This window comes from Microvirga aerilata (genome assembly GCF_016743775.1).
Classification (GTDB): domain Bacteria; phylum Pseudomonadota; class Alphaproteobacteria; order Rhizobiales; family Beijerinckiaceae; genus Microvirga; species Microvirga aerilata.
In genome coordinates, this window is the sequence record NZ_JAEQMY010000014.1 from 1 (window position 1) to 12,053 (window position 12,053).

Annotated in this window: 12 protein-coding genes; 8 read left to right on the forward strand and 4 right to left on the reverse strand. The window is 67.4% G+C overall.

What is annotated here, in order from left to right; translation table 11 throughout:
• Window positions 1-222: 222 nt before the first annotated feature.
• From ftsE to JKG68_RS11795, 5 genes are all read left to right on the forward strand, one after another.
• Entirely contained in the window at window positions 223-942 is a 720-nt protein-coding gene (gene ftsE / locus JKG68_RS11775; RefSeq protein WP_210346302.1) for a cell division ATP-binding protein FtsE, read from the forward strand.
• A gap of 5 nt (window positions 943-947) precedes the next feature.
• On the forward strand, window positions 948-1,922 hold the full coding sequence (locus JKG68_RS11780) for a cell division protein FtsX (RefSeq protein ID WP_202059543.1): 975 nt from the start codon (window positions 948-950) through the stop codon (window positions 1,920-1,922).
• Between the two features lie 69 nt (window positions 1,923-1,991).
• Window positions 1,992-2,771 (forward strand): YdcF family protein, encoded by a 780-nt coding sequence (locus JKG68_RS11785; protein ID WP_202059545.1) that lies wholly within the window; start codon window positions 1,992-1,994, stop codon window positions 2,769-2,771.
• Window positions 2,772-2,864: 93 nt separating this feature from the next.
• Window positions 2,865-3,635 carry a lysophospholipid acyltransferase family protein gene (locus tag JKG68_RS11790; RefSeq protein ID WP_202059787.1) on the forward strand — a complete coding sequence of 257 codons (771 nt, stop codon included), beginning with the start codon at window positions 2,865-2,867 and terminating at the stop codon, window positions 3,633-3,635.
• A 232-nt stretch (window positions 3,636-3,867) separates the two neighbouring features.
• On the forward strand, window positions 3,868-4,266 hold the full coding sequence (locus JKG68_RS11795) for a hypothetical protein (RefSeq protein ID WP_246515358.1): 399 nt from the start codon (window positions 3,868-3,870) through the stop codon (window positions 4,264-4,266).
• On the opposite strand, the gene JKG68_RS11800 is transcribed toward JKG68_RS11795, so the two are convergent.
• On the reverse strand, window positions 4,254-4,790 hold the full coding sequence (locus JKG68_RS11800; RefSeq protein WP_376773140.1) for a gamma-glutamylcyclotransferase: 537 nt from the start codon (window positions 4,788-4,790) through the stop codon (window positions 4,254-4,256). The two genes, JKG68_RS11795 and JKG68_RS11800, sit on opposite strands and share 13 nt — an antisense overlap.
• 199 nt (window positions 4,791-4,989) lie before the next feature.
• Between JKG68_RS11800 and JKG68_RS11805 the strand changes: the two genes are divergently transcribed.
• Window positions 4,990-6,036 (forward strand): DUF2125 domain-containing protein, encoded by a 1,047-nt coding sequence (locus JKG68_RS11805; protein ID WP_202059551.1) that lies wholly within the window; start codon window positions 4,990-4,992, stop codon window positions 6,034-6,036.
• Window positions 6,037-6,231: 195 nt separating this feature from the next.
• Here the strand turns inward: JKG68_RS11805 and JKG68_RS11810 are convergent, their stop codons facing one another.
• Genes JKG68_RS11810 through JKG68_RS11820 form a run of 3 tightly spaced genes read right to left on the reverse strand, consistent with a single transcriptional unit; the run spans window position 6,232 to window position 9,178 of the window.
• Window positions 6,232-7,182 (reverse strand): prephenate/arogenate dehydrogenase family protein, encoded by a 951-nt coding sequence (locus tag JKG68_RS11810; RefSeq protein ID WP_202059553.1) that lies wholly within the window; start codon window positions 7,180-7,182, stop codon window positions 6,232-6,234.
• Window positions 7,175-8,281: a histidinol-phosphate transaminase gene (gene hisC, locus JKG68_RS11815; protein WP_202059555.1), complete on the reverse strand. Its 1,107-nt coding sequence runs from the start codon at window positions 8,279-8,281 to the stop codon at window positions 7,175-7,177. Before hisC ends, JKG68_RS11810 begins: the two co-directional genes overlap by 8 nt.
• 57 nt (window positions 8,282-8,338) lie before the next feature.
• Window positions 8,339-9,178, reverse strand: a complete 840-nt coding sequence (locus JKG68_RS11820) for a chorismate mutase (protein WP_202059557.1) — start codon at window positions 9,176-9,178, stop codon at window positions 8,339-8,341.
• Between the two features lie 958 nt (window positions 9,179-10,136).
• On the opposite strand from JKG68_RS11820, the gene metX reads away from it, so the two are divergent.
• Entirely contained in the window at window positions 10,137-11,306 is a 1,170-nt protein-coding gene (gene metX, locus JKG68_RS11825; RefSeq protein WP_202059559.1) for a homoserine O-acetyltransferase MetX, read from the forward strand.
• A complete protein-coding gene (gene metW / locus JKG68_RS11830; protein WP_202059561.1) occupies window positions 11,303-11,944 on the forward strand; it encodes a methionine biosynthesis protein MetW in 642 nt (213 codons plus the stop codon). Before metX ends, metW begins: the two co-directional genes overlap by 4 nt.
• Window positions 11,945-12,053 lie beyond the last annotated feature (109 nt).

A 12,053-nucleotide genomic window follows, 5' to 3' on the forward strand; every position in this document is an offset into this window, starting at 1 on the left:
AGCGCAGGGGAAGGGAATCCACTCACACAGGGACCGCCAAGGACCCCTTCCCGGTCCTGCGCCCGCTGACGACGCGGCGCGCTTCGCGGGGCTCCTGCGGCAAAGTCCCGCGAAGCGCTCGCTTCCCGTCCTCGATCCGCAAGTTTATGGCTTGCTAACCATAAAGGAGCGATAAGGAAGCGAATCGCGGGCTTCCCCGCCACAGGACTTCAACCCTTAAGGATGGCTCGGGCACGCGTGAGGGCGTTTTACGACGAGGACTATGAGGTAGGCGCGGCCCCGTCCGTGCACTTCGAGAATGTGGGCGTGCGTTACGGCATGGGGCCCGAGGTCCTGCGTGACCTGACCTTCTCCATCGAGCCCAACTCGTTCCAGTTCCTCACCGGCCCGTCCGGCGCCGGAAAGACAACGCTCCTGAGACTGATCCTGCTCTCGGTCAAGCCGACAAGGGGCCTGGTGTCCCTTTTCGGCGAGGACGTCTCGAAGATCTCCAAGGACGACCTGACGGGCTTGCGCCGCCGCATGGGCGTGGTGTTCCAAGACTTCCGCCTGCTCGATCACCTGACCACCTACGAGAACGTGGCCCTGCCGCTCAGGGTGCAGGGCAAGGAGGAGGCGAGCTACCGGGCCGAAGTGGTGGAGCTTCTGCGCTGGGTGGGCCTGGGGGACCGCATGCACATGCTGCCGCCCGTGCTGTCCGGCGGCGAGAAGCAGCGCGCGGCGATCGCCCGGGCGCTGATCGTGCGCCCCGACCTGCTGCTGGCGGACGAGCCGACCGGCAACGTGGACCCGTCGCTCGCCCGCCGCCTCCTGCGCCTCTTCATCGAGCTCAACCGGCTTGGAACCTCCGTCGTCATCGCGACCCACGATTTCAGCCTCATGGACCAGCTCGACGTCCGCCGCCTCGTGCTCGGCGACGGCCGGCTGCACATCGACGAGTGAGCGGGATGAGCGCCTCGCCCCAACCGCGAGCCAGAAAGGCCGCGGCCCCGAACGGGCAGAAGCGGGCCCTGCCCGCCTCGCTCAGCCGCAACGCCCCCCTCGTGCCCGTGGACTCGGCCGGCGGGCAGGCGCTGGCCGCCGTCATCGCCATCCTGACCTTCCTGGCGGCGCTTTGCGCAGGGGGCGCCGAGCTGATCGCCGCAAGCTCCGCCCAGTGGCGCTCCGAGATCGCCCGGGAGGTCACCATCCAGATCCGCCCCAACCCGCAGCGCTCCATCGACCAGGACGTGGAGCGCGCGGTGGCCCTCGCGCGCCGGGCGCCGGGGGTGGAGCAGGCCCAGGCCTTCACCAAAGAGGAATCCGAGCGCCTGCTCGAGCCATGGCTCGGAACGGGCCTCAACTTCAACGATTTGCCGGTGCCGCGCCTGATCGTGATCAAGATCCGGGAGAACGCAAAGCCCGATTTCAGCGCCTTGAGGCAGTCCCTTCAGGGCGAGGTGCCGGGGGCCACCCTGGACGATCACGCGCTCTGGGTCTCCCGGCTCTCGACCATGGCCAACACCATCATCAGCATCGGCGTGTTCCTGGTCGCCCTGGTGCTCGTGGCGGCGGGACTTGCGGTCATCTTCGCCACCCGGGGCGCCATGGCGGGCAACTGGGAGGTGGTGGACGTGCTCCACTTCGTGGGCGCGAACGATGCCTTCATCGCCAAGGAGTTCCAGCGCCACTTCTTCAGGCTCGGCCTGCGCGGCAGCGCCCTGGGCGCGGGCGCAGCACTTCTCCTGACCCTGCTCCTAGGGTTCATGGCCCGCTCCTGGCGGGCGAGCCCGGCGGGCGACCAGATCGAGGCCCTGTTCGGCGCCTTCACGATCAGCTGGACCGGCTACGCGGTCGTCGTCCTCATCGCGCTTCTGGTGGCGGTGGTCACGGGCATCGTGTCGCGCCTGACCGTGAGACGCTTTCTTAACGAAAATGGTTGATGGTGATTGTTAACACGGAAATAGAGGGTTGCCTCTCCATTGCCGCATTCTCCATTATCCTCGTCCAGGATGACCGCGCGAACGCAGAGTTGGGCGACGCCGAACGCCCTGGACGCCACAGAGGCCGTAGGTTGGGGCTGGACGATGTCAGGATCGCCTAAGCCACAGGCCAGACGGTCGTGGGCGAGACGTATGCTGGGCCTCGGCTTCTGGAGCTTCAGCCTTGCCCTGGTCGTTGGATTCCTCGGATTTCTGGGCTTCGTCTACAGCCTCAACCGCTTCGAGCGGGCGCCCGAGACGCGCGCCGACGGGATCGTGGCGCTCACCGGCGGGGCGCAGCGGATCGGCGAAGCCATCGACCTTCTGGCGCAGGGCTATGCCAAACGCCTGCTGATCTCCGGCGTCAACGAGAAGACCAGCCGCGAGCAGATCTCCAACCTCAATCCCGGCCAGCGGCGGCTGTTCGACTGCTGCGTGGATCTCGACTACCGGGCCCGCAACACCATCGGCAACGCCATCGAAACCCGGCGCTGGACGGAGGCGAACGGGTTCGACGCGATCATCGTGGTGACCTCGAACTACCACATGCCGCGCACCCTGGTGGAGCTCGACCACGCCCTGCCGAACCTTCAGAAGATCGCCTATCCGGTGGCCGCCACCATCGACCCGCACGACTGGTGGCACAACCCGGCCGTGGCCCGGGTGATCTTCACGGAGTACCTGAAGTTCCTGGCGGTCTGGGTTCGCACCCGGTTCGAGGACGACCCGGAGCGCTCCTCGGTCGCCCACATCATCAGCGGTGGGGCTCCGTCGAAAAGGCAGATGATCGCCGAGCCTCTCTGGCGCTAGAGCCGGGGCGGAAAACCGGGTCCACTTTCTTGCACGATGCGCTAAGGTGAGCGCCCGCGGAGCGCGATGCTCCGCTTTTCCTTTCATGAAGCCATGCTGATCGTCCGCTCCCTCCTGTTCAACGTCGCCTTCTACGCCAATCTGGTTCTGTGGCTGGTCCTGCTGTTTCCGGGCCTCCTTGTGCCGCCCCGGGTCTTCATGCAGGGGGTCAAGCTGTGGGGCCGCTCGTCCCTGTGGCTTCTGCGGGTGATCGTCGGAACGAAGATCGAGATTCGCGGCCGGGAGAAGATCCCGCCGGGCGGGGCGCTGGTGGCGGCCAAGCACCAGTCCTTCCACGAAACCTTCACCCTGGTGACGATCCTGGACGATCCGACCTACATCCTGAAGCGCGAGCTGATGTGGATCCCCCTCTTCGGCTGGTATCTGTGGAAGGCAGGCTGCGTCCCGGTCGACCGCAAGGCAGGCTCGCTGGCTCTGGTGCAGATGACCGCGCGGGCCAAGGAGGAGGCCCGCCACGGGCGCCAGATCATCATCTTCCCGGAAGGAACGCGCCGGCCCCCAGGCGCTCCTCCGGCCTATAAGTACGGCGTTGCGCATCTTTACCAGAATCTCGGCTTTCCCTGCATTCCGGTGGCCCTGAACACCGGCCTCTACTGGCCGCGCCGCCAGTTCATCCGTCGCCCCGGCACGGTCGTGATCGAGGTTCTCGATCCCATCCCTCCGGGCCTGCCGCGCGAGGATTTCTTCAAAGAGGTCCAGGAGAGGATCGAGGAGGCTTCCGACCGGCTGCTGGCCGAGGGTCAAAGGGAACTCGGCCTCGTTCCCTCCTCGCCGTCCGAGGCCTCCCTGTCAAAAGCCGGATAGGATCTGCTCGCCGGTACTTCCGAAAGGACGCGCCAGCAGAAGGGGGATCCACTTGCGTGCACGCAGCCATGGATCCCCTTCCCGCCCAGCCTGCGACGGAGATGACAAATCCTTGCGAAAAACGCCTAAACCCAAGCCCGGCCAAGCTTCCGGCAATCTTGACGACTCACCTGGGCGTTCTTACATATAAGAACATATGGCGAACAAACGAACCATATCCTGGAATACGGCCATGCGGGACCTCCGCAACGACCGAGTGCGGAGGGCTGGCGTGCGCGAGGAAAGGCTACGGGCGACCGCAGGGCTTCGCTCCTCTTCCACCTTGAGCTCCTGGCGCGGCCGGTCGGGACGCCGCTACATCGTCGGCGTGCATCCGCTCACCGAGACGGAACTCCTGGAAGTGACGGACGCCGTGATCCTTGCCGTGAGGCGGGACCGGAGCGGAGCGGGCCTGATCGTCGACGCCGCCATGGCGGCTGCCGAGCCCGCCGAGCAAACCCGCATGCGCTGGCTGGCGAAGGTTCAGGGGCTCGGCGCCACCGAGCTGCACATCCATCGGCTCGCCGAAACGGAGGCCGACCGCCGCGCGATCTTCGAGGATCTGCGCGAGAACGAGACTCAGGCCTCCTGATCGATCGCGCCCACGATCCTGTGCAGGAGCGGATCGACGACATTCATGCCGATGAGATGTTCGTAGGTGGAGCGGACATAGTCCGGGTTGCGCCCGGACACGCCCTGTCCCTGACGCACGAACCGGAGCACCTCCTCGAAGGACAGCCGGCCCGCATATTGCCCATGGTAGCGGTCGACCACATAGGCGAGCGCGCGAACCCGGCGGCCGTCGGCGAGCCGCACGGGCAGCCGGCGCTCCAGATAGACGGCCGTGACCTGCTCGCGCTCGCGCAGATACTGGATCGTGGCCCTTTCCTCCTCGGGCGCCACCCGAAAGGCGACGCCGTGGCAGCGTCCGCCCCGGTCGAGCCCCAGCACGAGGCCCGGATGCTCGGGCGTTCCCCGATGCACGTGGGAGAAGACGCAGAGCGAACGGTGATAGCCGTAGAGATGGGCGTGGGCCCGTTCGAGATAGGAAAACCCCGGCCGCCACATGAGCGAGCCGTAGCCGAAAACCCACAAATCCTCCGACGCGTCCTTCATGTCATCCATGCCCGAACCTTGCCTGCTTCGGGCCTATAGCATCGGACCCGCTAGGGGACACCACTTTTGGAATCGATTCGATGGCTTGGTTTCGGTGAAGGCATCCTTGTCGCGCACAAGTGAGGCTCCCACGTCCGGGGTCCCCTTGTCCGCACGAGGCGCTGCAGGTACCAAGCACCCGCACAACAGGAGATCGCGCATGGATCAGGCCGCCCCGTCGGGAAGCCCTCGCCGCAGCCGTTTCTGGCTCTACACGCCCTTCGTCCTGCTGCTTCTTCTCGCGATCGCCTGGAGCATCGCCTGGTTCGTGATCCGCAACCGCGCGGCCGACGCCCTCGACGGCTGGCTGGCCGCGGAGGCGCGGAGCGGACGGCAATGGACCTGCGGGGACCGCACCATCGCCGGCTATCCGTTCCGCATCGAGATCGTCTGCAACTCCCTCGACCTGAAGCGCGGCGCGGTGACCGCCTCCTTCGGGCGCACCGAGGCCGTCGCCCAGATCTATCAGCCCCGTCGCATCATCACCGAGGTCGCGGGCCCCTTGCGCGTGACCGACGGCGCCGTGACGGTGCAGGGAACCTGGGACCTCCTACAGGCCAGCATCAATGCCACGCCGGCCGGCTTGCAGCGCCTGTCGCTTGCGGCCACCGCCCCCAAGGTGACGGTCACGGGAATCGGCGGCGGGGAGATTGCCGGATCCGGCAGCCGCCTGGAGCTTCACGTTCGGCCCAATCCGTCCAGGGCGGGCGAGCAGGCCCGTGACGTGGCGGCCTCCGTGACGGAGGCCCGGATCCCCTTGCTCGACGCCCTGATCGGCGGCGGGGAGCCCGCCAACCTGACCGCAGACGTCACCGTGACCCGGGCCGACGGCTTCAAGGGCGGCACCATCGCCGAGGAGATGGAGCTCTGGCGCAACGCGGGCGGCAAGCTCGACATCCTGATGCTGGCGGCCACCAAGGGCTCCCGCCAGATCGAGGCCAAGGGGGATCTTCGCCTCGACGAGCAGCACCGGCCCGCGGGCCAGCTCAACCTGTCGGCCGCCGGCCTCGACGGCCTGCTCGGCAACCTGACGGGTGGCAGGCTCGGCGGCAACCTGTTGGGCATGCTGCTGGGGCAAGGCCGGGCCCCGGCCCAGCCGAACGCCAAGCCGCAGCTGGCGCCTCTTCCGCCCCTGCGCCTCGAGAACGGCTTCCTGGCCATGGGGCCTTTCGTGATCCCCAACGTGAAGCTGCAGCCGCTTTATTGATGGGGCTCCACACATTGTCATTCCGGGGCCGCGTAGCGGAGCCCGGAGTCCATAAACACGACGTTTCAAGAAGTGCGGGGAGCGTTACACCTCATTCTGCACCCGTAGTGGTTATGGATTTCCACGCTTGCAGCGCGGCCCTTCGGGTCGGGCTCGGCCTTTGGCCGCCCCGGAACGACGGTGGAGTAATGCCGCTTACGCCTTGTCCTCGCGCCTGCGGCCGAAATCGGGCTCCGGCGTTTCCTGCCCCGACGAGATGATGCCGCGGCGGATGGCGCGGGTGCGGGTGAAGAGATCGAACAGCTTGTCGCCCTCGCCCCAGCGGATGGCGCGCGCGAGCAGCGCAATGTCCTCGTTGAGGCGGCCGAGCATTTCCAGCACGGCCTCCCGGTTGTGCAGGAAGACGTCGCGCCACATGGTCGGGTCGGAGGCGGCGATGCGGGTGAAGTCGCGAAAGCCGCCGGCGGAGAACTTGATGACCTCCCCTTGCGTGACGGTTTCCAGATCCGCCGCCGTGCCGACGATGTTGTAGGCGATCAGGTGCGGCACGTGGCTGGTAATGGCCAGCACCAGATCGTGATGCTGCGCCGTCATGATCTCCACATTGGAGCCCATGGCGGTCCAGAAGGCACGCACGCGCTCGACGGCGCCTTCGTCGGTTCCCTCCGGCGGGGTGAGGATGCACCAGCGGTTATGGAACAGGGTCGAAAAGCCCGCATCGGGACCCGAATGCTCGGTGCCTGCCACCGGGTGGGCCGGCACGAAATGCACGCCCTCGGGCAGATGCGGCTGCACCTGGGCCACCACGGACGCCTTCACCGAGCCCACATCCGACACGATGCAGCCGGGCTTGAGGCCTGGGCGCAGGGCCTCGGCCACCCGTCCGCACACGCCCACCGGCACGCACAGGATCACGAGATCCGCATCCTTCACGCCGGCGGCGGCATCGGTGGTCGCCTCATCGGCGATGCCCAGCTCCCGCACCCGTGCGACCACCCGCTCATCCGCGTCGATGGCCACGATGGCGCGCGCAAGGTTCATGTGCCGCGCGGCTCGCGCGATCGACGAGCCGATCAGCCCGAGACCGACGAGGGCAACGCGCTCGAAGAGCGGCGCGTCGAGGGGAGGTCCGAGACGCTCAGGCATGGGTTTTCGTGCCGTTCAGGAAATCGCGGAGCGCCGCGACCACAAGCCGGTTCGCCTCCTCGTCGCCCACCGTCAGGCGCAGGGCGTGCGGCAGGCCATAGGCATCGATCCGGCGCAGGATCAGGCCGCGGCTGGAGAGAAACGCGTCCGCGTCCTTGGCCGTCCGGCCGGCGTCCTGCGGAAAATGGATCATCAGGAAGTTGCCGACGCTCGGCGTCACCTTCAGGCCCAGGGCCTCGATCTCGCGGGTGAGCCAGGCGGCCCAGCGCTCGTTGTGCTCGACCGCCCTGGCCACATGGGCTTCGTCCTGGATCGCCGCGATGCCGGCCGCCATGGCCGGGCCGTTGACGTTGAAGGGGCCGCGGATGCGGTTGACCGCATCGACGACATGGGCGGGCGCCACCATCCAGCCGAGGCGCATGTTCGCAAGGCCGTAGATCTTCGAGAAGGTGCGGGTCATCACCACGTTCTCGGAGGTGGCGACGAGCTCCAGCCCCGACTCGTAGTCGTTGCGGCGCACATATTCCGCATAGGCCGCATCGAGCACCAGCACCACATGGGGCGGCAGGCCCGCATGCAGGCGCTTCACCTCGTCGAACGGGATGTAGGTGCCGGTCGGGTTGTTGGGGTTGGCGAGAAAAACGATCCTAGTCCTGTCCGTGACCCTCGAAAGGATCGCATCCACATCCGTGCGGTAATCCTTCTCCGGCGCCACCACGGGCACGCCGCCGGCCGCCAGGACGGCGATGCGGTAGACCAGGAAGCCGTGCTCCGTGAAGATGCCCTCGTCGCCCGGCCCCACATAGGTGTTCGTGATCAGGGACAGGAGTTCGTCCGAGCCCGAGCCGCAGACGATCCGGTTCGCGTCGAGGCCGTACCTGGCCGCAATCGCCTCACGCAGCCTGGCGGCGCCGCCGTCCGGGTAAAGCTCGAGATGGTTGAAGCCGCGGACCGCCTCCGCCGCCTTGGGCGAGGGGCCGAGCGGCGTCTCGTTGGAGGACAGCTTGTAGATCTTCGCCACCCCTGCGGCCGAGCTCTTGCCGGGCACGTAGGCCTCGATCTGCATCACGCCGGGACGGGGCTGGGGACGAGCGGACATGGGGAATTCCTCAGGATCGGTCGAATGGGCAAAAAGGGCTCTAGCGCAGCCTGAGGTTTATTTCACGTGGAAACGTTCGGCATGGCTGCCGATCTCGGCCAGCTGAGCGAGACTTGCGCCTGCCTTGGTCAGGGTCTGGCGCAGCTGCGCGGGCTCGACCGTGCCCGGCACGGCGATGAGCTCCGACAGCCCATGGGCGTCGGCCGCGCTCGCCACCACCTCGCCGCCGAGGCGGATCAGGGCCTCGTTCGCACCCCGGTGCCAGCGCTCGAACTGGGCGGCATAGAGCACCACGTCCCGCACGGCCGCGTCCACCAGGGGCTTGGAGATGACGAAGACCGGGGTGCCGGCGGGATGGTCCGGCCGCTCGATGAAGGGCAGCCGGGCGATCACCTTCGGGCGGTCCCGGTCGGCCAAGGTGCGCCACCAGGCGCCGCTCGTGGCGCCCTGGTCGAGGCGGAAGACCCCGAGATCGCCGCGGGAGGAGGCCACGGCCTCGATCACCGCCGCCGCGCTCGGATGGCTGACATAGGGAACCGTGAAGCCGAAATGGAACCGGACCGAGTCGCGCATGGGCGCGTCGCCTCCGGAGATGTCGGCGTGAACCGCATAGTTGGACTGCACATAGGTGAAGGTGCCGATGATCACCCGCCAGATGCCCTCCACCGTATCGAGGGGGAGAAGCCCTTCGTGGCGCGCGGCGAGCGCCCGCATCATCGACGCCTCGCGCCCGGGGCGGAACGCGGAGCTGATGCCCGTCTCGGAGGCCTTCTTGGAGGCGATCAGCCGGTCGATGATGGTGCCGCGCTCCATGAGCAGCCGGTGCATCGCCTCGTCGATACGGTCGATCTCCTGGCGCAGGTCGGCAAGAGACGGAGCGGGCGTGTCGGCGGACATGAGCGGGATCCTCGTGAATGCGCCCTTCTTTGACGATTTTGGCCCCGCTTGTCATCCCTGATCGCACAGGGTTCGTGGGGCAGGCCCGCACAGGAGGGAGCGGCTTCGCGCTTTTGGCGCGAAGGGCTTTCGGCTGGTCCTGGCTTGTCTCGTGGGGCGAGGGAAGCGCGGGACTTGGATCTGCTTCGCTGCTCGGGCAGAGCGCGCGAAAGCGGGGTCGGGACGGGAGATCCGCCCGGATGAGAAGCAGGCCACCGCCCGCGCACGGCTTTTCGGCCCTGAGCCTTGCGCTCCGGCGGGATCAGGGACTAGACCCTCAGACCCGCTTCACGGCGCTTCTCGAGCGCGGCCCTTGATGAAGATCCTCGGGCCGGCAAGGCTTGGAAGGCCGACGGCGCCAGCCCGCCCGAACAGGCTGCCGCCTCGCATCCTCCACTCAGGCCCCCGGCATGCACGACCAGCGTCTTGTCCTGCAGCGGCCGGAACCGCATCCCGCCTCCACAACCGACGCCTCGGGCGCGTCCCTCGTGAGACCGGACCCGCATACCCATAGCCAAGGTTAGGCATAAAGTCAAGAACAAAAGCAGAACGCGCCCGCAGGCGATCCCGTGCCGGCGGGGAGCCGGACCCGACCTTTGCGGCAGGAGCCACCCGGCGCCATTGGAGGTGCCTGTTCTGCAGCGTCAGCGGTTCTGGATCCCCTTCCATCGCCTACGGCTCGCCGGGGATGACAGGGTGGCGCTGCCCTTGTGGTGCTGACCCTGGTGTCATTCCCGGCCGCAGCGAAGCGGAGGGGAAGGGAATCTATCAGCGTCAAGCGTGGAGTGGATCCCCTTTCCGGCCCTTCGGACAACCAGGAGCGACACTCCGAAGCCTCTTGCCGGGACGTTATGTTCGTTGACGCCGTGGCCTCCCCGCAGTACCGGTTGTTCGAAAGAACGAACGTTTCCAGCACACCATGTCCTTTGCCCCCCTTGCCTCCGAACCGCGAAGCCAGGTCGATGACCCGTCGAGCCCCGTCATGCGCTTCGGCGCGGACGAGCCGCTGATGATGGATGCGGGCGTGGCGCTGAGCCCCTGGCAGATCGCCTACCAGACCTACGGCACCCTCAATGCGGACCGGTCGAACGCGGTGCTGATCTGCCATGCGCTCACCGGCGACCAGCATGTGGCGAACGACAACCCGGTGACGGCCAAGCCCGGCTGGTGGCTGCCGATGGTCGGCCCCGGTCGGCCGGTGGACACGAACCGGTTCTTCGTGATCTGCGCCAATGTGATCGGCGGCTGCATGGGCACCACCGGCCCCGCTTCGATCAACCCGGCCACGGGCGAGCCCTACGCGCTCGATTTCCCCGTCGTGACCGTGCGCGACATGGTGCGGGCGCAGGCTGCGCTCATCGAGCGCCTCGGGATCGAGACCCTGTTCTGCGTGGTCGGCGGCTCCATGGGCGGCATGCAGGTGCTGCAATGGGCCGTGACCTACCCGGACCGGGTCTTCGCCGCGCTCCCCATCGCCACGGCGGCGCGCCATTCGGCCCAGAACATCGCCTTCCACGAGGTCGGCCGCCAGGCCGTGATGGCCGATCCCGAGTGGCGGCGCGGCCGCTATCTCGTGGAGGGCACCCGCCCCTCCAAGGGCCTTGCGGTCGCCCGGATGGGCGCGCACATCACCTATCTGTCCGAGATGGCCCTGCACCGGAAGTTCGGGCGCAACTTCCAGGACCGCAGCGCCCCGACCTTCTCGTTCGATGCCGATTTCCAGATCGAGAGCTACCTGCGCTACCAGGGCATCTCCTTTGTCGAGCGGTTCGACGCGAACTCCTATCTCTACGTCACCCGGGCCATGGACTATTTCGACCTCGCGGCGGAGCACGGCGGCAGCCTGGCCAAGGCCTTCAAGGGCTCGGCCACGCGCTTTTGCGTGATCTCGTTCACCTCGGACTGGCTGTTTCCCACCTCCGACTCGCGGGCCATCGTGCACGCGCTCAACGCGGCGGCGGCCTCCGTCGCCTTCGTGGAGGTGGAGAGCGACAAGGGCCACGATGCGTTCCTGCTCGACGAGCCCGAGATGTTCGCGGCGGCCCGCGGCTTCATCGACGGGGCCGCGCGCGCCCGGGGGATCGCATGACCGCCGCCGCCCTGCCCGCGACCGACAGCGAGTCCGGCCACCGCCTCGACTTTCTCCTGGTGGCCGACATGGTCGAGCCCGGCTCCCGCGTGCTCGACATCGGCTGCGGCGACGGTTCGCTCCTGGCCCTCCTGCGCGACCGCAAGGGTGTCGACGGGCGCGGCATCGAGATCTCCCGCGAGGGCGTGAATGCGTGCCTGACCAAAGGCCTGGCCGTGATCCAGGGCGATGCGGACACGGACTTGGCGGATTACCCGGACGATGCCTTCGACTACGTGATCCTGTCGCAGACGATCCAGGCCACCCGCCAGCCCCGGGTGGTGCTGGAGCATCTCCTGCGCATCGGCCGCCGGGCCATCGTGTCCTTCCCCAATTTCGGCCACTGGCGCGTGCGCTTCGACTTAGGCATCCGCGGGCGCATGCCGGTGACCGAGAACATGCCCTATTCCTGGTACGACACCCCCAACATCCATTTCTGCACCATCCGCGACTTCGTGGAGCTGTGCCGCGAGGTCGGCGCGCAGATGGAAAAGGCGGTGGCGCTCAACGCCGCCGGCCAGCCCATGCGCATGACCCTGCCCTGGTGGGCCTGGAACCTGCTCGGCGACCAAGGCGTGTTTTTGCTCAAGCGGCGGTAGCGCCGCAAAAGCCACTCGCGAGATTCGCTGATGGCTTTCCTTTTCCCTGATCTGAGCCAGAGCAAGGGAATTTCCAAGCTCACTGAATGGAGGGGCTTTCGTCCTCCAT